Below are 19309 nucleotides of genomic sequence, written 5' to 3' on the forward strand. Positions count from 1 at the left end.
CTCTATCAACCATTTCGGAGGTTATTTACCGTGTGTATAGGTTTTCGTGAACTTGCCAATCAAATCCTTTACCGGGGCCTTGTCAAACTCCAGGCTCAGGGACTTAAAACTCCAGTAATAGCCAAGATGTTGGATGTTTCTCACGATACCGTTAAAGATGTTCTCTACAAAAACGCTTATCCCTCCTTTCCTAAAGCTCTCAAAATGATTGTCAACGGCCGGATGGTTGAGTCTCTCCAGGAAATAGCAGAACTCATTAACTGCGCTGTAGTGGAACTCCCCGAAATAGACCCTACTGACCCTCTCAAAATCCGTCAAGTAGCCCAAACAATGAGGGCTTTTTCTGACTTTATGGAAGCTCATGCAAGGGCAATAGAAGACGGCCGGATAACGGCAGAGGAACAAAGAGAACTAAAGGAAAAGGGATGGAAAGTAGTTCAAGGGATCCTGCAGGTAATCCTTTACACGGAGGTAAAGTAATGAGCTACTGGAAAATTATACCAGAAGAACTCATTGACTGGATAGAAAAAACAAAGGCTCCCGAACGCTATCACAGATTAGTAAACATCCTGCTTAGGATGTCTAACTGGGCAGATGGAACTTATAACGATGGGGTGGAAGTAAAGAAAGGGCAAGTAAGACTAACCCTGAGAAAGCTATCACAGAAAACGGGATACTCTCTTACAGCCATTCATAAGCTACTTAAACGACTCTCCTCAGCAGGATGGATTAGCGTATCTAACCAAAACTCGTTAACCGTTATAACACTTAATTGGCTTTACGAAGGTGAACACCCTAAAGCCGTCAAGGTGAACACGAATTCCCAAAAAGGTGAACATCAAGGTAAACAGGAAAAGCAAATTAACGCAACGGCTACAAACAACAAAGGTGAACGCAAAGGTGAACAGAAAATTCAAGAAAGGTGTACACCTAAAAAGGCTAAAGGTGAAATAAGAAATAATACGAAGAATATAGAAATAATACGAAGTAAGAAACAAAACGAAGATAAACAGACAGAGAATAATAGCGCGCCGCCGCAAAATTCTGCTGAGGAAGGAAAAAAGATTGATAGAGGGATAGTAGAGAGAGTAGCTGAGGAAATTGTAAGAGAGTTTAAGCTCAACTACAAACGCAAGTTCAACCGCTACTCTATCATAGACAGGAAGTCTAAACAGAGAGTAATAGACACGCTACTTGAAAGTGCCGAAACGGAAGAAGAACTGCAGGATATAGTTCAGACTCTAATCAACAAAATTCCGGAATTCTTCTCTCTAACCGATCCTTGGGTAAGAAAGCAGGGATACTCCTTCTTTGCCTTCAGCTTCAGGATTTCAGACCTGTTAGCTTCTAAGCAAAAAGAAAACATCATCCCTAACGCTGAAGAATACAAATCCGACTGGGTAACTATCTAACGGGAGGTGCAAGGTGAAGCTAACCGAAAGAGAACTTGACGCCTACAGACCTACAGGATTAGAAGGGAGCCAATGGGAGGAGCTCAAGTTCTGCAACCTCCCATGGCATCAGCTAAAAGTCGCACTCACTAAAGATATTCTACCAAGAGAAGTTGTAAAGCAATACACCGACATTGCGCTGAAGGCTAAAGACAAGAACATCGTGATTCTCCTCGGCTCCGTCGGCGTTGGAAAGACCGTTATGGGAATCCGCTACATGGTTAGATGCCTCTACGAGGGAATGTCTCCTCCTCTCTATCTCAGCCACATAGACCTAAAGGTTATCATGGACGGAAAGCTCGGAATAGAGCTTGACTACCACGATGCGCTCAGAGCTTACCAGACAAGGCTTAAGCATCCTTACGCTATAGAGAAAGAAAACTACGTGGCGCTTGAGGACGTTTGTTCACACTACGGCGTTGTGATGATTGACGACTTCAGCCGCCCGCACTACGAAATCATCTCCGACTTAATTGAAAAAGCCTATCAGACCAACTGCAAGCTCATCCTCACCTCTAACGATTCGCCGGAGGACCTAAAAGAGGGACTTCCGGAAAGAGTGAGATCAAGGCTTAGAGAACACGGAGTTATCAAGCGCATTGTTGGAAGAGACCTTAGAGGAGGTGAGGATGAGTAAAAGAACAGAGCTTGAGCTTGCAATAATCGGAACGCTTGTAAGTACATTCTGGGCAGACGAAAAAGCTAAAAAACTGAAAGAAAACTGCTTTTCCTATGCACTACAGAGACTCAAGCCTCACTACTTCCACAAAGGCGAACATAAAGAGATCTTCAAGCATCTCGTTCAGAGAGCTAACGAAGGAGAAGACCTATCAACAGCCGTAGAGAAACTTCCCGAAAAGCTGAGGGAATACGCACAGACTGTAGAGGACTATGAAGTTTTCAGTTTTGACCGCTTCAGAGGAATGGTTGAGGCACTCGTTGAAATCTGGACAGAGGAAGAAAAAGAGAGAATCGGCATACAGCTACAGTCAAAGGAGATAGACGAGCAGACGGCTATAAAGAAACTTGCAGACCTTGAAAAATACAGGCAGAACTACCACAAAAAGCCTGCAGAGATAGTTGTAAACCTATTGAACTCCTTAACAGAAGAACCGGCTAAAGAGTACCTCTGCTACATTCCCGGACTTAACGCAGATGTTCGCTTCAGACCCCGCCAGGTTTCCCTGATAGGTGCAAGGCCGGGAGAAGGTAAAACAGCTCTTGCAGTTGCGATGTCCTACAAACAGATGGTTAACGAGGGAGCAAAGGTTCTCTTTTTCAGCTTAGAGCTCCCGGCAGAGGAGCTGATTCAAAGATACATCTCCTATCTTACCGGCATTCCGGTTTCAAGGATTAAGAGCAAGAGGCTTACAGATAAAGAGCTTGAAAAGGTTATTGAGGTTAGCGATGAGATAGCTAATCTGCCGCTTGAGATTTATGAAGACGTTAACCTGACAATTCCGAAGTTTAAGGCTAAGGTCCTTGAGGTAAGGCCGGATATCATCTACATAGACTATGTTCAGAAATTCGTTCAGCACAAGAAATACAACTCTCTGAGGGAGTTTCTAAACGAGGTTTCAATTGAGCTAACCAACGTCGCCAAGCAATTTAACGTTCCAATTATCGGACTTGCACAGCTCAACCGCGAAGCTGAAAAGAGCAAGAAAAAAGAAGACGATATGCCGAAACTCTCTCACCTTAAAGAAACCGGACAGCTTGAACAGGACGCAGCGATTGTTCTCGTTTTAGCTAAACAGAATAAGGGTCATCAGCTAAAGATCGCCTGCGTGAAGAACAGAGACGGAATACTCTCGCCGACCTCAACCGTTGAGTTTGTAAACGGCTTCCCTGTTTTAGAAGGAGACACGATTGAGAAAGAGCCAGCAACAGTTCCTGAAAACCTTGAATTTGAGTTTTAGGAGGAGAGGAGGTAGCAGATGAGCTGTTCAACTTTTAAGTGGATAGTTGGAATTGATCCTGGGAAGAAGGGGGGAGTAGCGTTTATATCCACAGATTTGGCTTCTGTTGAAGTTTTCCCTATGCAGGATACAACTACCCTTGCTGACCTTTTCCGTGAGCGTAGAGACGAAATATATCGCTGTTTTGTGGAGAAGCAACAGGTATTCCCTAAACAGGGAGCCGTTTCTTCCGGAAACCTCATGAAGCACTACGGAGAAATCCTCGGGATTCTTACTGCACTACAGATACCTTTTGAGGAAGTCCCGCCGAAGCGCTGGCAGGCTTTCATTCACGGAGCAAAGCACAAAAAGAGACCGAGAAAAGAAAAAAAGAAAATGTCTATTGCTAAGGCAAAACAGATATTTCCAGGCGTGAGCTTTAAGGGAGACGGGGAAGCTGAGGCACTACTAATTGCTGAGTATGGAAGAAAGGTTTTGGTGGGGGTGTTGTAATGCACTACAAGGTTATACTGTCACCTGAGCTTGCAAAGGTCCAGAAGGAGGGTATCTCTCCACGGATCATCAAACGAGCTCTAAACAGGACGGGGAAAGGTGCACGGGCTTTTGTTTCAAGAGAAGTCCGCCAGATATACAACATCAAGAAAAAAGACTTTGATAAGCATCTTAAGTTTGTTCCTGCTAAACAATCCACTACTGCTGCACTACATATAAAAGCTAAGCGTCTTAACGTCTACTATTTCTCTGCGCCATCTACAAGACGGCAGTTTTTAGTTAATCCGGCTGGCTGGGTTGTTCGTGGAGGCAGAAAGGTTCGGAAACCGTATGTAAAAGTAAAAATTAAAAAGCAGGAAGGCTGGAAGTGGCTACCACACTTCTTTGTTGCTAAGATGGATTCAGGGCATACAGGAGTTTTTAGAAGGCTTCCAAATTGGCGGCATAAATGGGTTGAGAAAAAACAGCGCTATCACGGATTGCCGATTGCAGAAGTCACTACTGTGTCTCCAGTTCAGATGATTGAGAACCGTCAAATAATGAGAAAGCTTGACTCTTATGTCTCCGAAAGGCTTACCAAAGAGCTGATTCACGAAATCCGCTACCAGCTGGGGGTGAAGTGAAAGGATGCAGGACTTTTGTTTATACCCGTTATCCTTATTGGCTTCATCTGGATGTCGCTAAGGCTTCTTTTTTGAAGCCTTCCGCGGTGCAAGTTTACTTTGCACTACTGTCTCTAAACGGGGTATTGAGGGAGGGAGCCCCCCGTTCAATTTTGATGGAAATGTTGCCTTTAACAAAGGCAACCGTTTATAGAGCTTATGATGCACTACTGTCTTTTGGGCTTGTTTCAGAGCTTAAGTATGGAAAAACTTATGAAGTGTGGTTGAATCCAGACAGGGCTTGAATGGAAATTAAATCCTACTAGTTCAGATAAAAGCCCCCGCGGGGGGCGGGGCAGATTTTTCTATTGTGATACTCTTATTGCATCTACGAGTTCTTGAATGAGATTTCTAACCTTATTCGGGTAGTGATATTTAAGAGCATACAAGTAGATAAAAGCCTTCAGTTTCTTAAGTTCTTTTTCAGTAAGTTTGTCTAACTCTCTGTCTCCATAGACCTGAGAAAAACCGTCAATAACGGAGTCCCACAGGTCTAAATACCACTCATCTTCCACCTGGGAGATTATCCTCCCAGGTGCTTCTACAAAGGCAGAATCCATAGGGTCAAGGCTCTCTATGTAGGCCTTTGCGTAATCAAGTGCTTTTTCAAAGACTGTCATTTTGCACCTCCTCTAATCAGGTCGCAATAAGGGTTAGTTGTAGAATTTTCTATCTAAAAGAGCAGCATCGGCCGGGGGTTCTGATGGAATCCAGTAATCGTTTATCCCCTTCGGAAATAGGTAATCTGAAACTTTGATATAGACGTTTCCAGAATGAATATCCCCAAAAAGTTCTACTTTAATTGTATTTGCGTCTTTGTAGAAATCGTTATAGAACTTCTTGATGAGTTCCTCGTTTTTGGGGTCATCTAAGTTAGCCCTGAAAGTCGTTTGTGCCCCGTTGTAGTAGGTTGTCCATTTCGTTTTCATAGCTTCCCTCCTTTAAAAGTTTTTAGGTTCGGCTCCTGCCTCCCCCCTGCAATTTCAAATATACAACCATTAGTTGTGAAATGCAACCCCTCTTTGCTGAGATTTTCTGTTTGAGGTGCCGTTATCCATTGTGTCTCTTGTGCTTGAAATTAACGAGAAAATTTAGAAATTTTTGACATTGAGGAGCTGAAAGAGAACTTAACTCCTTACAGGGAAGAGGTTGATACATTAGAGGAGAGGGTTGAGGAGATAAAGGAGGAGATTCAGAAAAAGAGAATGGCACTCTTTGAAGCTGAATCAAAACTTAAAGAGCTCAAGAGGAAGCTCTCTGAGGTTGAGAGGAGGAAGGAGGAGCTCCTTGAGAGGGAAAAGAGGGTAAAGGAGAGCGTTGAGTCCTTTGAGAGGCGCTCAGGGATACTGAAAAACAAAATAGAGGAGCTTAAAAAGGAGAAGGAGGAGCTCCTTTCAAAACTTACCGGTTTAAAAAGGGAAAAAGAGGAGCTTGAGAGACTCTACGAAGAGGTGAAGGAGGAGCTCTCTAAAGTTTCATCAGAGCGTTCAGTTCTCATAGAGAAGCTCTCATCTCTGAGGGAGAAGATAAGGGCAAAGGAGGGAGTTCTTAAATCTTTAAGGCGTGAGGTTGAGGAGTCTGAGAGGACCGATGAGGCTTTTCGGGTCCTTCTGGCGCAAGGGGTCTGCGGGTGGGCGAGCGCGCAGAAAACGAGCGATTTTTGCGCCGAGCCGCGCCGTGTCGCCGCCGAGCCTTGCAGACCTTCGGCCAACCTGAACGAACACACCTTAAGGCTCGTTAAAGTTAATTGTTTGGAAATTATGGCAAATCCACAGGCTAACGTATTGGTTGGTTATTTGCTGTTCTACGTTTTTAACCAAAACATCAACATCTTCTTTGTTGAAAACAACAAGAATCCAAACGCCGTCCTGCATCTTTACAAGTCTACCAGCCCAATAGGGTTGGCCGTCTGTGTCTGTAAGGTAGATGTCTTCAAACTGCATATGCAATCCCTCCTTCCTATTCTTATAATGATATTAGAACTTTGTTAGAGGAGTTCTCTTGGAAGAATTATATATGACGACAAGAATGCTTTCAGTGTTGTTTAACAAAAATATGAGAACTATTCAGCGTTGGATAAGGGATTGTAAGCCCAAACAGAAAGATGGAAAGTACTATGCGCCTGACCTTGTGGCGTATTACGAAAGTAAGCTTACGGCTAAAAAGAAGGATAAGGAAGAATTAGAGATAGCTCTTAAACAAATCAAGCTTGAAAGAGAAAAGTTCAACCTTGAAAAAGAAAAGGGAGAATACGTTAAACGAGAAGAAGTAGAGGTTGAGTGGGCTCAACGGGTTGCGGAACTCAAAAGCGGCCTTCTTGCTCTGGAGTTTCGTTTATCTTCCCAGCTTGCAAACAGAAAACGTTCTCTGGCAAAGGTTAGAGAGATAGTAAAAAAAGAAGTTCTTGATCTCCTCTGGTCTTACGTTAGAGATGGGAAGTACACGCCTCAACTAAACGAAGTCTTACCTTTAACAGAGCAGGAGCGTTTGTTTTGGGAGTTTATGGAAAAGCTCACAGATATTAAGCCCTGTAAGGATGTTAAGGTTGAAGTTAGGTGTTCTAAGAAAAAGAGGAAGAAGTGATCTGCTGGACAGAGAGAGAACTTCGTTCGCTAACTCCACCTGAAGGCATAACGGTTTCAGAGTGGGCGGATAAATACAGGATACTTTCTGCGCGTTCGTCAAAGGAACCGGGTCGGTGGAAAACAGACAGGGTTCCCTATGCCCGTGCAGTAATGGATGCTTTCTGTGATAATGAAGTTGAGGAAATAGTCCTCTGTTATGGGGCTCAGCTGTCTAAAACTGAGACAATGTTGAATATGCTCGGATATGCCATTCACCAAAACCCAGGGCCTGCGATGTTTGTTCTGCCGAGTGAAGACATAGCCCGCTCTTTTTCTAAAAATAGACTACAAGATATGCTTTTATCTTCCCCACCTCTGGCAGAGAGGCTTCCGTCTTCCTCACACGACTTCACGAATCTTGAGATTATTCTTGAAACGATGACAATATATCTTGCCTGGGCAGGCTCTCCTGCTGTTCTGGCCAGCAAACCGGTTCGCTATGTTTTTCTTGATGAGATAGATAAATACCCTCCGTTTTCCGGAAAGGAAGCTAATCCTATAAGCCTTGCAAAAGAGAGGACCAATTCTTATCAGGGATTTCATAAAATCGTTTATGCCTCAACTCCTACGACAGAAAAAGGAAATATCTGGAGACAGCTCCAGAGCTGTTCTGTGGTTTACAGGTATGCTGTTCCATGCCCAAAGTGTAAGAAAATGATGTTTTTAGAGTTCCCCTGTTTAAAGTGGGAGCAGGTAGACAACCCCGAGGAAGTAATAGGAAAAGTCTGGTATGAGTGTTCCAACTGCAAAGCGAAGATAACAGAGAACTATAAACAGGAAATGCTTTCTAAAGGGAAATGGGTTGAGTGGGAAAGGCGGAGTAAAGGCAGGAGGAAAATAGGCTTCTGGCTTTCGGCTCTCTATTCACCATTTATATCCTGGGGCAAGTTGGCTTATGAGTTTCTGATGTCTAAAGATGAGCCCTCGGAATTGATGAACTTCGTTAACTCTAAATTGGCTGAACCGTTCCAGGAAACCGTTAAAAGGCGTAAAGTGGAGGATATTCTCATCTGGAAGAGAGATTATCCACCCGGAGAGTGTCCTTCTGATACGGTGGCCCTAACTGCCGGGGTGGATGTTCAAAAAGACGGGTTCTACTTTACAGTTTGGGCATGGAACGTAAGGCTGGAACAGTACCTTATTCGCTATGGCTTCGTTAGGAACTGGGACGAGCTGGAAGGTGTTATTTTCGGTTCCCGTTATCTTGTGATGGGAAGGCCAATAGAAGTGGCGAGAACGTTTATAGATTCAGGAGATAACACGAGAGAGGTTTATGAGTGGGCGTGGAAGTATCTTGGAAAAGTTTTTCCTGTCAAAGGTAGGGCTTCTTTATCTTCTGGTGTTCCCTGGAAAGAAACGCTTGTTGAGAGGCTCCCAGGTTCAAGTTTAAAGTTTGGAGCTGGGTTAAGACTTGTTAACATAGATGTTAATTATTACAAGGACGACATAGCCAGGCGCTTTGAGGCCGGTAAAGTTTTTCTTCACAAGGAGACCGGAGAGGATTTTGCAAAGCAGATAATTGCTGAGGAAAAAAGACGGGTTAGGAGGGGGAACACATATGTTGAGGCGTGGGTAAAAGTGAAGCAGGATAACCACTATTTGGACTGTATGGTTTATTCAAACGCGGCAGCAGATCACCTTCAGGTAAGGTTCCTTAGACCGGTTTTTGATATGATTACAGAGAAGCAGCCGGTGGGGGCTGGATCTTCTCCCCAACAGAAAAGTTGGCTGCCGAAAAAGAGGGGGTGGTTGAGGTGAGAAAAATTGTTTTATTGGTTTTAATTACTCTTTTAATTTCTGGGACAGTAAGTGCCCAAGATTTAGGATTGAAGGTTTATAAGAAGCTTCAAAAATATTGTCCTGAGTGCAAGCCGTTTATTTTTGGTGCTGCAACTTCTGAACCTAAATTAGCGTTGGTTGTTCCCTTTAAGTTTTGGGCTAACCTATCCACAAAACAGAAATATGCATTATGCGATTATATGTATCATCTTGTTGGAGATATTAAACTTCATCCTGCTAATTACTTAACAGACAAGGAAAGAAGGATTTGTTATTTCAATCCAAAAGCTCTTTTATGTGAACTTCTGTATAATGCTTCTACGGAATTAGAAAAAGGAGATTGGGAAATTTTTCTTGGAGTGTATAAGAAACCTAAAGTTTTTTTGGATATTGATTTAGTTTGTGGGAATACTTCAGAATATTGCAAGGGTGCTAAATATCCTGATGTGAAAAATATTAAAAATTTCCCTTTGTTTTATGATAGAGGTTTTGTTTTACGAAAAAGAGCCGAGTTCCTGAGATTTCATTCTAAATAATCTTCCGGTTTAATTTCTCCATTGGTTATCTTAATGAGTTTTTTAAAAATTTCTCTTTTCGGATGCTTTTTTCCGCTTTCCCAGTAAGCAACCGCCTGCTGGGTTACTCCAAGCCTCTTCGCCAATTCTTCCTGGCTGATTCCGTATTTTCTTCTCCACTCTCTTATCTTCTTTCCCAGCATTCTCACCTCCTTTTTCTTTGTAATTTTAACAACTAACCGTTGTTAGTCAAGAGTTTAATTTTTAGACTTTTAAACTCCCTTGAAAAGCCTTAATCTCCAGATATAAGGAGGTTAAGGCTTTGACTTACGCCGAGCTTCTTCAAAGAAGAGAGGAAATCCTCACAGCCATCAGGAAGATAGAAGCCGAAGGGCAGGAATACCGTATCGGAGATAGAGTTCTCCGCCGTGCCGACCTTCCATCCCTTTACCAACAGCTCCAGCAGATAGAACAACAGCTAAGCCGTGTTCAAAGCGGCGGGATGTTTACCTATGTGAGGTTTAAAAGGTGATAGGCAGGGTTTTGGAAAACGTTATTGGTTTCTTTTTCCCTGAGTGGCGGGCTAAGAGGGAGGTTCTTAAGCGTTCTCTTAAGGCTGCCGACAGGGGGAGATTGACTGACAACTGGCAGAGATGGAGTTCATCTCCTAACTCTATTCTTGGGGAACTCTCAACCGTCCGCTCCCGTGCCAACTGGCTATATGAAAACAACTGCTGGGTTAGGGCTGCAGTTGATTTACTTCTTGCCCGGATAGTGGGTGCCGGAACAACTCTTCAGGCTCAAACAAAGAACCCTGCTTTTAACGAAAAGGCTGAGGCACTCTGGAAAAGGTGGTGTTTTTCTGCTGATTATTACAGGCAGTTTCACTTTGGAGACATTGAAAGGCTTGCTATTTTAAAACTTTTCACAGATGGGGGTCTTTTCTTCCACATCGTTACAGATGCCGATAACCGTTCAACTGCTCCGTTCTCCATTGAAATTCTGGAATACGGCAGACTTGCTCCTGCCGGCGCGTTGGGAACTAAAAACAGGGTTATAAACGGAATTGAGGTTGACGAAAACGGCCGCGTAGTCGCTTATCACTTTTACAAATCTGTTGACACTTATATAGAGCCTACCCTTGAAGTAGAAAGGGTTCCAGCAGAAGATATCATCCATTTTTCGCCGTTCAGGCGTCCGGGGCAGCTGTTAGGCATTCCTTTGTTGGCTCCTATTATTCCCTATGCCTACCACCTTGAAGACCTGATAGAGGCTGAGCTTATTAACGCAAAGGTTTCGGCTTCTTTTGGAATAGTTATTAAGAAGACTGGAACTCCCACCGGGGTTTTAAACCCTGAAACAGGTCAGAGAGAACTTGAAATAGCCCCCGGAATGATTGCTGAGCTTAATCCTGGAGAAGATATTGCAGTTATTGATCCCAAAAGGCCTGGGTCAACCTTTGATGATTTTGTAAAGCTCATTCTAAGGGGTATGGGCCGGTCTATCGGCCTTTCCTACGAGCAGATAAGCGGAGATAAGTCAGAGGTCAACTATTCCTCTGCGAGGCACTCTGAGCTTGAACTGAGGGATTACATCCTTCCGTTCAGAAAAGCCCTTGAAAGGTATTTCCTCCGCCCTGTCTATACGGAGTTCATAAAGAACGCTATCAGCCTCGGCAATCTCAACATTATGGGAGCCATAAAGAACTGGGAGAACTGGACCCCTCACAGGTGGATATTCAAAGGCTTTGACTGGGTTGATCCGCTTAAAGAGGCTCAGGCTAAAAGGCTTGAACTTCTGATGGGACTTACGACTCTTGCCGATGAGGCAGCGGCTAAAGGCAAGGACTGGAAAGAACTTGCCGACCAGAGAGCACAGGAAATCAGCTATCTGAAGGAACTTGGGATTGAAGACATAACAGAAACCTTAGCAAGAGGTGAACATGACAGTGAAACTGAACAGGAAGGGATACGAGCACGCTAAGAAGCTAATTGAGGAAGGAAAGGTAGACAAGGAGAGTCCCTGGAGTTTTACGACTGAGGATGAGGATAAGCTCCTCGGGGAGGATAACTGGGAAGAGTATGCAAAGTGGTTTCTGGCTATTGATGATGAACACGATGAAAAGACCAAAGCCCGTTACAAGTTCCCTTATGGAAAAAATGGAAAGGTTTACAGGCGCGGAATAATAGCCGCAAAGCAGAGAGCAGCTCAGAACGGCTATGACGAGATAGAAAAGGCAGCCGATAAGCTCTTGAAGCTAATTGACGGAGACGATGGCAACAGGAGTTTCCCCGCAACGGGCTCACTAACCAGAAGGAGCTTTTCAGTAGAGGTAAGGGGGATAGTTGACGAGGAAAAACGGATAGTGGAACTCTCTTTCTCTTCAGAAACTCCTGTGGAGAGATGGTTTGGTAGGGAAATTCTCCTGCATGATAAAGATGCCGTTGACCTTGAACCCCTTATAAACGCTGGCTCAGTTCTCAGGAATCACGATGCAGATCAGCCTGTTGCTGTTCCTGTAAAGGTCTGGATAGATGAAAAGGAAAAGAAGGGCAGGGCTCAGATTCAGTTCAAAGACACTGAGCTTTCCAGGAAAACCTGGGAAGAAGTTAAGGAAGGGCTCATTAGGGGCGTTTCCGTCGGCTACGTAGTTGATGAATGGCTCTATTTAGACGATGGGGAAAGCTGGAAAAGGTTTACTGGGCCTGCCTATGTGGCCAAGAGGTGGAAGGTTCTTGAGATATCCCTCACCCCGATTCCTGCAGATCCATCTGTAGGAGTTGGAAGAACCGCAGAAATTAAAGAAAAGGAGGATAGGATGAGCGAAAAGACACAAAACCCAACAATCTCTCCCGATGAGATTGCAAAGAGGGAGAGAGAAAGAGTTTCACAGATTCTTTCCCTCTGCAGGACTCACGGCCTTGAGGAAAGAGCTCAGGAGTGGATTGAGAACGGTCTTTCTGTAGAGCAGGTAAAAGACGAGATACTGAAAGAACTCGCAGAGAGGAAAAAACCTGTGGGATCTGTTCAGGTGGTAAAGGAAGAGAGAGAAAAGTTCAGAGAGGCGGCAAGAGATGCAATCCTCCTGAGAGCAGGGAGAAAGATAGAGAAACCCTCTCCCGGTTCAGATGAGTTGATGTCCTTTAGGCTTGAAGACCTTGCTAAAAAGGCTCTCAGAATTAATGGACAATCTGTAAAAGGTTCCCGTTCTGACATTATCAGGCGGGCTATGTCAACTTCCGACTTCAAACTTGTTCTTATGGACGCTATCAACAAGGTTCTCTTAGAAGATTACAGGGACGTTCCAACAACTTACCAGAAGTTCACAAGGAAGGCTTCCGCTTCAGACTTTAAAACTCTTTACAGAATAAGGGTTGGTTCTCTACCTTCTCTCAGGTTTGTTCCTGAAGGAGCCGAGTATAAGAGTGTTACCCTTTCTGAGGAAGGTGAGAAGTATGCCATCGGTAAGTACGGAGCAACTTTTGGAATTACCCTTGAGACAATCATCAACGACGATCTTGACGTCTTCTCAAGAATTCCTTCTCAGCTCGCAAGGTCTGCAAAGAGGACCGTGGAGGAAACTGTTTACGCTCTCATTAACTCCAACCCGAAGATGAGTGACGGAATTCCGGTATTTGACAAAAAGCACAACAACCTGGGAACTCCGGCTCCGATAGGGCTTGAATCTCTAAAAGAAGCCAGGATTCTCTTTAGGACCCAGAAGGATCTTGCGGGGAACTTCATTAACGTTACGCCTAAGTACCTCCTTGTACCTCCTACGCTCTTTGTGGAAGCCGAAATGTGGATGAAGGACACAACCCTTCCTGGTGGAACTAACGACCAGAGGAACCCGTTTGTTAACTACGCAGAGCCTATTGAGTCTCCTTATCTCCTCCGGGCCGGAGAGGTTGACGGTTCCGAAACAGCCTGGTATCTCTTCGCCTCTCCCGACACTGTTGACACCATTGAGGTTGCATTCCTTGACGGTAAAGACACACCTGAGATCACAACAAACGAAAAGTTTGAAAACGACACCCTTGAGTTCAAGGTAAGGCTCTTTTTCGGTGCAGCCTTTATTGATCCAAGAGGAGTATTCAAGAACCCAGGAGCTTAATTGAAGGAGGATAGAGATGAGGAATTATGTAAGTGAAGGTGTTGATATCTATCTGCCGGTTGGAGAAGGTAAAACTGCCGGCACACCTGTTGCAGTTGGTGAAATTGTAGGGGTTTGTGTTGTTGATGCCGACCCTGCCGGTAGAGCCACGGTCCGTACCAAAGGGATCTTTCTTCTTCCTGTTAAAGGCAACGACGGGACCAACGACGTAGCAGTTGGTGTTGGGGATAAGCTCTACATTGACCCGTCAACTGGGGAGATTTCAAAAGATTCTTCTAAAGTCCCTTTTGGCCTTGCACTTGGAGAAGTGGCTGCTGGATCAACAGAAACTATTGAGGTGAAGATCAATTGCTAACAGACAACCTTGACATCTTCTACTCTGAGTTTGCGGTTGAGGTAGCCCGGGAGGACGGCTCATCCTTCTGGGCTATACCCAACGAAAAGGTTACTGAAACCTTTTCTGAGGTTGACGGCAGGCTTTACGATCTCGTTTCCTTTTACATCAGGGTTCCACTTTATGTGGGAGAAACCATTAAAACAGGAGAAAAACTAACTCTAAATGGCAAAGACTATTACGTCTACGCTGTCAGGAAGTTTAGAGGGCAAAAAGAGGCCTTTGTTTATCTGTCGGAGGAACCTGTAAATGAAACGCTATGAGGTTATTTCTGCTCTATCTCAGGCTATAAGGGAGATACTCCCTGAAAACGGCTATGAGACGGATACCGGTAAAGAAGTTTATGTGGCCAAGAGAGGTCAGCCTTCTGGCAGGTGCGAGGTTTGGATATACGATCTCGGGCAGGAAAACTCTTACACAACCAACGGCCTTAGGGAATCAAGGCTGAACATTGAAGTTTTTATAGTTTCGTCAGAGCCTTACGAGACTCTTCTTAAAAGAATCAGGGACATTTATACGGCTCTGGAGAAAAATTCAACTCTTAACGGCACAGCGTCCCTTTTAACCATTGAAGAAGACAAGTTTGTAATAGCCCAGGAAGACAAGAAGTACCTGGGTTGCTCTTTAACCGTTTCTATCGTTTACCACGAGGAGGTTTAAGATGAGAGCGGCAAGATTAACCGTTCTTCTGGCAAAGATTGAGGATACTTACGGCGTTGACGCCGTTCCAGATCCCCTTAAAGACGCTATACCAGTTGTTAGTGCCGACCCTTCTCCCGATTACAAGTTCCTTGAAAACGATGAACTCTCCCCTACTCTTTCAAAAAGACCGGGGATGAGTGCAGGTGGAACTTGGCGGATTGAGGTTAAGACAAAGATCAGGGGGAGCGGTGATAAAACCAAGGAACCCCGCCTTGGAAGGCTTTTGGAGGCAGCTTCTTTTTCTAAGGAAGCTGTTGATTCAGACGGAGACGGATATGTAGATGCTTACAAGTACAGGCTCACTTCAGACATGGAAGCCCAGAAAAGCCTTACTGTTTACCTCTATAAGGACGGAGAGCTTTATAAGTTTGTAGGCTGCAAAGTAGACCCTTCTCTTGATGCAAACGTTAGGGAGCTGGGGGAATTTTCCTTCACTGTTGTCGGGAAGCTTGCCGAAAGGGTTGAGGCTCCTGTTCCTGCTGTTGAGTATGAATCCACAAAACCTATCGCTTTTGTAGATGCACTGTGCAAGATAGACAATACCTACTCCCCGCGTTTTAGCAAGGTTTCAATAGGGCTTAACAACCAGATTACAGCTATAGAAGATGCTAATTCTCCCGACGGCATCTGGAAGGTCTTTATTACTGACAGGAAGCCTTCGGGTTCGTTTGACCCTCTGGCAGTAAAGCCGTCTGAATATGACTTCTTAACCAAGTTTCAAAATGGAGACGTGGCGGACCTTAAGTTCACTTTGGGGAAAGAGGAAGGCAACAAAGTGGAAATTGAGGCGAAGATACAGCTCTCTGACTTTAAGTTTGGAGACAGAGAGGGTGTTTTAACAAACGAACTTCCCTTTAACCTCGTAACAAACACCGGAGACGATGAACTTGTTATTTGGTTTAAGTAATCAAAGGAGGTGAGAAGTGAGAATACCTGTTGGAAAGGTTCCTCAAGTATTGAAAGAGCTTGAAATGAGCGAAGAAGAAATCAAGGAGATGGTAGAGAAAACCTCTGAGACCATAGAGAAAGTAGCCAATGGAGAAGAGTTAAAAACCTCAGAGCTTATTCTTCCTGAATTTCCTACAGGCAAGGCGGTTGCCGTTCTCAAGGCTGCAGGAGAAGACCCCGATTCTTTCAACAGCGTGTTTGAAGCTAAGGTGAGAGCTCTGGCGGTGCTCTACGAAACTTTTTTCGGCCGCTCATCCGGGTAAGGAAGACAATGATTCTCTATTATCTGCAGAAGAATGGACAGCTCAAGAGCTGTTCTGAGTGCAGAAAGCGGGGATTGGACGAATACGGGAACTGTCCCTTTTTGCCGAGAGAAAAACACAATCCAAACGTCGTATACAACCTCGGGCAGGAACAGTTTGAATTCTGTCCTGTTCCCCTTGTTGACAAGGAAGCTGAAAACGACCTTTTGATGGCCAACATGTTCTGGCAGTTTGGAATTCTCCCTCAGAGCGGCGGGTTTCTTGAGCAACCTTACTCGGAGATAACGGTCTGCAGGCTGCTGGCCTCTTTCTTTTCAAAGGAGATGGAAAATGGCGGGTAAAGAGCATGAGCTGTGGATACTTATAAAGGCTCACGATGAGGCAACTCAGGCAATAAAGAAATCCCTCAGGGATTTGGAAAAAACCATCAATGAGGTGGTCCCCCAGGTAGGGGGTATTGAGAAAGGATTTGTAAAAACTGGAACTGCTATCTCCCGCGCCCAGAGCCTTCTTGAAAAGTTCGGCATAGAAGTTAAGCATACCCGCGGCTTTCTTGAAGAGATGGCCTCCGTTGCCAAGTCTGTTGTATTCGCCGTAGGAACCTGGGAGGTGATGAATAAGTTTCGGGATCTTATTTCCTACGGTATTGAGTATCAGAAAACTATAGAGAACGCCCGTATAGGTATGGCGGGCATTCTCTCCTCAGTAGCAGAGATAAGAGATGCTTCAGGGAAAGTTCTGCAGGGTCAGGAGAAGTGGAACGCTGCCCTACAGGTCTCTCAGAGAATAATTTCTCAGCTTCAGCAGGAAAACCTTAAAACAACTGCAACTTTTGAAGAACTTCTTGAGACTTATAGAACTCTCCTTGGCCCTGGCATGTCCGCCGGCCTTAACGTTGAACAGATAATGAAGCTTACAACTGTAGGTGTTAACGCAGTTAAGGCTCTTGGACTGGAAGGCCGGCAGTTAGTTCAGGAGCTTAGAGACCTTGTTCAGGGTGGAATACAGCCTTCATCGTCTACTCTTGCAACGGCGTTAGGAATTACAGATGAAGATTTAAAACGCTGGAAAGAGGCGGGGACTCTCTTTCAGAACCTTATGGAGAGGCTCCGCGGTTTTCAGATGGCCGCCAATGAACTTCAGGGGACCCTGAGCGGTGTTCTTTCTAACCTGACCGACGTTGTCGGTCAGGTTATGCAGGAAGGGACTTTACCTCTATTCGTGGCTATTAAAGAAGAAGTTAACTCTCTTATAGAGAGCCTTGCAATTGTTAAGAGAAACGCATACGGCGCAATAGAAAGCATCACTCCAAGACCAGAGCTTATTGAGAGATTAAGGCAGATATCACGTGAAGTGGTTAATATTGCTCGCGCCGGAGCTCAGCTTGGGAGAACGGCCTGGGAACATAGAATTTTGCTGGAGGAGGTTTTAAAGCTTATAGTGGCATACAAATCCCTGAAGTGGGCTGTAAACGCAGCAGCCGGTGCCTTAATGGCTATTAGAGTAAATCCTCTGGTAGCGGCTATTTCTGCACTCGGAGTGGCCTTCCTGGAACTGAAAGACAAAGTGGATATAGGAACTCTTACCCTAAAAAAGGCTGGAGACGTTATCCCAACTGTAACTGAACAGATAAATGAAAGCCTTGAAAAATTCAGGCAGAAAATAGCTGAGCTTAATGTTGAACAGTTAAAATCGTTGAAAATTCAGCTTCTTAAAGAGATAGAGGACACAAAGAAAAGAATAGAAGAAATACAGAGCAAAGCTTTTGTTGGATTCCCGAAACTGCAGAAGCCTCCTGAGATTCCAAAACAACCGGTAGAACTTCACCTAACGCCTAAAATAGAGGGGGCTGTAAGCCTCTCTGATTACATGAAGGCGGTAAAAGTTGGGAAACCTTTCAGTAGAGAACAGAGAGAACTTCTTAAGGCTCAGGAAGAAGTCAGGAAATACCAGGAGAGGCTCAGAGAACTTCAGAAACAGATAAAGGTTATTGATAAACAGCTTTATTATCTTAGACCTTCTTCCAGTTTTAGTAATTCTGTTTCAGATACGGTAGGAAAAATAAGTTCTGCAATAAATTCAAAACTCCAGGTGCTTGCAGAACAAGTTCAATATAAAGAGGAAGAGGTTAAAACAGCCTTCCAGCTTGCAAAAGCACAACTTGACAGGTTAAAAACCCTTAAGGTTGTATCTCCCAAAGACTACGCAGAGAGCCTAAAAACTCTTATCAACTGGGAGACGAGCAAAGAAATAGAGATTAGAAAAAGAGCATTTCAGGAGCGTATAACAGAATACAAAAAACTTATAGCCGAATATGAGCAGGCCCTTCAAAAGGCCAAAACAGATGCAGAGAAGAAACAAATAACCGAAAGTATTAAACAGATTCAGGAGAAGATAAGGCTTGAGACTATCAGGTTTAGAAGCGAGATAGCAAGTCTTGAAGGAAGCCGCCGAGTCCAGCTTTTCACCATAGACACTCAGACTATGAAGCAGGCCCAGGAAGAAGCTGAGAAGGCACAGAAGGAGCTTGAGAAAAAACGGAATACGCTAAAAGATATAGCCTCCCGGATTCCAGAAATCAGCGCAGAGATAGATAAGGAACTCTCTAAGACTAGACCTCTTGACAGGTGGAGTAAGCAACTTGCCGACGTTGACAAGTGGGTGGCAACAAACATCAGGAAGATAGAGAAGCTCAAAGCAAAACTTGAACAGTTGGGTGACATAAAGGGAGTGAGGAAGACCCTTAAAGAGCTTATTGCTCTTGAAGAGAGGGTTAAGGAAGCAGGCAAGACAGTTAAAGATTTTGTTTTAAAACAGAAAACCATTTCTGAAGACCCCCTGCTGGGTGCTAAAAAAGCAGTAGAGGACTATCAGGCTGAAATTAAAAACACGGGTGATTACGTTCATGACCTTGTAAAGCAGACTCTTTACAACATAGAAGGACTGTTTGCCAACAGGGTTTTAGACCTCCTTGAGGGAAGAGCTGTAAAGATAAAAGAAATCTTCCAGTCTCTCTCAAAAGAAGTTCTCTCTATGCTCGTGCAGATAGGAATTAGGGAAGCTGTAGCGCCGAAAATTGCTGAATTCTGGAAGGTTATCTTCGGCAAAAAGGCTGAAGGTGGCTTGATAGTAGGGGGAATTCCCAACAAGGACTCTGTTCCTATCCTGGCTATGCCCGGGGAATACGTAGTAAATAAGCACGCCGTAGAGCATTACGGTATAAACTTCATAGAAGCTTTAAACAGAATGAGACTTCCCCGTTTCGCAACAGGAGGAGCGATAACTCCAAAACCTGCCCCCCAACCTCAGCAACAGCCCCAGACGATAGTTATTCAGAACACTTTCCACGCAACCGACCCCATTTCCTTTGAGCAGTTTGTAAGGAAAACGGGCATAGACCGGCTAATAGCTCAGAGAGTCAGAGAGCAGCTTGAATTTGGTTAGAG

At 44.4% G+C, this 19309-nt stretch carries 24 protein-coding genes; 21 read left to right on the forward strand and 3 right to left on the reverse strand.

Annotated features, from left to right (window positions below; all coding sequences use genetic code 11):
- Nucleotides 1–30: 30 nt before the first annotated feature.
- The 7 genes from F8H35_RS07145 (at nucleotide 31) to F8H35_RS07175 (ending at nucleotide 4769) form a co-directional block, all read left to right on the forward strand.
- The gene (locus F8H35_RS07145) at nucleotides 31–480 is read left to right on the forward strand and encodes a phage regulatory CII family protein (RefSeq protein WP_472572860.1); all 450 of its coding nucleotides are present in this window, start codon (nucleotides 31–33) and stop codon (nucleotides 478–480) included.
- Nucleotides 480–1412 (forward strand): hypothetical protein, encoded by a 933-nt coding sequence (locus F8H35_RS07150; RefSeq protein WP_472572861.1) that lies wholly within the window; start codon nucleotides 480–482, stop codon nucleotides 1410–1412. Before F8H35_RS07145 ends, F8H35_RS07150 begins: the two co-directional genes overlap by 1 nt.
- Nucleotides 1413–1425: 13 nt before the next feature.
- Nucleotides 1426–2088 carry a P-loop NTPase family protein gene (locus F8H35_RS07155; RefSeq protein ID WP_472572862.1) on the forward strand — a complete coding sequence of 221 codons (663 nt, stop codon included), beginning with the start codon at nucleotides 1426–1428 and terminating at the stop codon, nucleotides 2086–2088.
- Nucleotides 2081–3370: a DnaB-like helicase C-terminal domain-containing protein gene (locus F8H35_RS07160; protein WP_472572863.1), complete on the forward strand. Its 1290-nt coding sequence runs from the start codon at nucleotides 2081–2083 to the stop codon at nucleotides 3368–3370. The genes F8H35_RS07155 and F8H35_RS07160 overlap by 8 nt, the downstream gene beginning before the upstream one ends.
- Nucleotides 3371–3388: 18 nt before the next feature.
- On the forward strand, nucleotides 3389–3862 hold the full coding sequence (locus F8H35_RS07165) for a hypothetical protein (RefSeq protein WP_472572864.1): 474 nt from the start codon (nucleotides 3389–3391) through the stop codon (nucleotides 3860–3862).
- On the forward strand, nucleotides 3862–4485 hold the full coding sequence (locus F8H35_RS07170) for a phage tail protein (protein ID WP_472572865.1): 624 nt from the start codon (nucleotides 3862–3864) through the stop codon (nucleotides 4483–4485). Before F8H35_RS07165 ends, F8H35_RS07170 begins: the two co-directional genes overlap by 1 nt.
- Before the next feature lie 155 nt (nucleotides 4486–4640).
- A complete protein-coding gene (locus F8H35_RS07175) occupies nucleotides 4641–4769 on the forward strand; it encodes a hypothetical protein (RefSeq protein ID WP_472572866.1) in 129 nt (42 codons plus the stop codon).
- A gap of 60 nt (nucleotides 4770–4829) precedes the next feature.
- Here the strand turns inward: F8H35_RS07175 and F8H35_RS07180 are convergent, their stop codons facing one another.
- A complete protein-coding gene (locus F8H35_RS07180) occupies nucleotides 4830–5144 on the reverse strand; it encodes a hypothetical protein (protein WP_472572867.1) in 315 nt (104 codons plus the stop codon).
- 33 nt (nucleotides 5145–5177) lie between these two features.
- Nucleotides 5178–5453: a hypothetical protein gene (locus F8H35_RS07185; RefSeq protein ID WP_472572868.1), complete on the reverse strand. Its 276-nt coding sequence runs from the start codon at nucleotides 5451–5453 to the stop codon at nucleotides 5178–5180.
- A gap of 276 nt (nucleotides 5454–5729) precedes the next feature.
- On the opposite strand from F8H35_RS07185, the gene F8H35_RS07190 reads away from it, so the two are divergent.
- The 4 genes from F8H35_RS07190 (at nucleotide 5730) to F8H35_RS07205 (ending at nucleotide 9463) form a co-directional block, all read left to right on the forward strand.
- The gene (locus tag F8H35_RS07190; RefSeq protein ID WP_472572869.1) at nucleotides 5730–6515 is read left to right on the forward strand and encodes a hypothetical protein; all 786 of its coding nucleotides are present in this window, start codon (nucleotides 5730–5732) and stop codon (nucleotides 6513–6515) included.
- A gap of 64 nt (nucleotides 6516–6579) precedes the next feature.
- Nucleotides 6580–7107: a hypothetical protein gene (locus tag F8H35_RS07195; protein ID WP_472572870.1), complete on the forward strand. Its 528-nt coding sequence runs from the start codon at nucleotides 6580–6582 to the stop codon at nucleotides 7105–7107.
- Nucleotides 7104–8906: a terminase gpA endonuclease subunit gene (locus F8H35_RS07200; RefSeq protein WP_472572871.1), complete on the forward strand. Its 1803-nt coding sequence runs from the start codon at nucleotides 7104–7106 to the stop codon at nucleotides 8904–8906. Before F8H35_RS07195 ends, F8H35_RS07200 begins: the two co-directional genes overlap by 4 nt.
- Nucleotides 8873–9463: a hypothetical protein gene (locus tag F8H35_RS07205; RefSeq protein WP_472572872.1), complete on the forward strand. Its 591-nt coding sequence runs from the start codon at nucleotides 8873–8875 to the stop codon at nucleotides 9461–9463. Before F8H35_RS07200 ends, F8H35_RS07205 begins: the two co-directional genes overlap by 34 nt.
- Here the strand turns inward: F8H35_RS07205 and F8H35_RS07210 are convergent.
- Nucleotides 9451–9645, reverse strand: coding sequence for a helix-turn-helix transcriptional regulator (locus tag F8H35_RS07210; protein ID WP_472572873.1), 195 nt, complete (start codon nucleotides 9643–9645; stop codon nucleotides 9451–9453). The genes F8H35_RS07205 and F8H35_RS07210 overlap by 13 nt on opposite strands.
- Before the next feature lie 119 nt (nucleotides 9646–9764).
- Between F8H35_RS07210 and F8H35_RS07215 the strand changes: the two genes are divergently transcribed.
- Genes F8H35_RS07215 through F8H35_RS07260 form a run of 10 tightly spaced genes read left to right on the forward strand, consistent with a single transcriptional unit; the run spans nucleotide 9765 to nucleotide 19307 of the window.
- Entirely contained in the window at nucleotides 9765–9974 is a 210-nt protein-coding gene (locus F8H35_RS07215) for a hypothetical protein (protein WP_472572874.1), read from the forward strand.
- Entirely contained in the window at nucleotides 9971–11425 is a 1455-nt protein-coding gene (locus F8H35_RS07220; RefSeq protein WP_472572875.1) for a phage portal protein, read from the forward strand. Before F8H35_RS07215 ends, F8H35_RS07220 begins: the two co-directional genes overlap by 4 nt.
- On the forward strand, nucleotides 11385–13556 hold the full coding sequence (locus F8H35_RS07225; protein ID WP_472572876.1) for a prohead protease/major capsid protein fusion protein: 2172 nt from the start codon (nucleotides 11385–11387) through the stop codon (nucleotides 13554–13556). Before F8H35_RS07220 ends, F8H35_RS07225 begins: the two co-directional genes overlap by 41 nt.
- Nucleotides 13557–13572: 16 nt before the next feature.
- Nucleotides 13573–13911: a DUF2190 family protein gene (locus F8H35_RS07230; RefSeq protein ID WP_472572877.1), complete on the forward strand. Its 339-nt coding sequence runs from the start codon at nucleotides 13573–13575 to the stop codon at nucleotides 13909–13911.
- Nucleotides 13905–14213: a hypothetical protein gene (locus F8H35_RS07235; protein WP_472572878.1), complete on the forward strand. Its 309-nt coding sequence runs from the start codon at nucleotides 13905–13907 to the stop codon at nucleotides 14211–14213. Before F8H35_RS07230 ends, F8H35_RS07235 begins: the two co-directional genes overlap by 7 nt.
- Entirely contained in the window at nucleotides 14200–14610 is a 411-nt protein-coding gene (locus F8H35_RS07240; protein ID WP_472572879.1) for a hypothetical protein, read from the forward strand. The genes F8H35_RS07235 and F8H35_RS07240 overlap by 14 nt, the downstream gene beginning before the upstream one ends.
- Nucleotide 14611: 1 nt before the next feature.
- Nucleotides 14612–15559, forward strand: coding sequence for a phage tail tube protein (locus F8H35_RS07245; RefSeq protein ID WP_472572880.1), 948 nt, complete (start codon nucleotides 14612–14614; stop codon nucleotides 15557–15559).
- Between the two features lie 16 nt (nucleotides 15560–15575).
- The gene (locus tag F8H35_RS07250; protein ID WP_472572881.1) at nucleotides 15576–15863 is read left to right on the forward strand and encodes a hypothetical protein; all 288 of its coding nucleotides are present in this window, start codon (nucleotides 15576–15578) and stop codon (nucleotides 15861–15863) included.
- An 8-nt stretch (nucleotides 15864–15871) separates the two neighbouring features.
- Nucleotides 15872–16204, forward strand: coding sequence for a hypothetical protein (locus F8H35_RS07255; RefSeq protein ID WP_472572882.1), 333 nt, complete (start codon nucleotides 15872–15874; stop codon nucleotides 16202–16204).
- Nucleotides 16194–19307 (forward strand): hypothetical protein, encoded by a 3114-nt coding sequence (locus F8H35_RS07260; protein WP_472572883.1) that lies wholly within the window; start codon nucleotides 16194–16196, stop codon nucleotides 19305–19307. The genes F8H35_RS07255 and F8H35_RS07260 overlap by 11 nt, the downstream gene beginning before the upstream one ends.
- The last annotated feature ends 2 nt before the right edge of the window (nucleotides 19308–19309 follow it).

The organism is Thermovibrio sp., from assembly GCA_015488335.1.
Lineage (GTDB): Bacteria > Aquificota > Aquificia > Desulfurobacteriales > Desulfurobacteriaceae > Balnearium.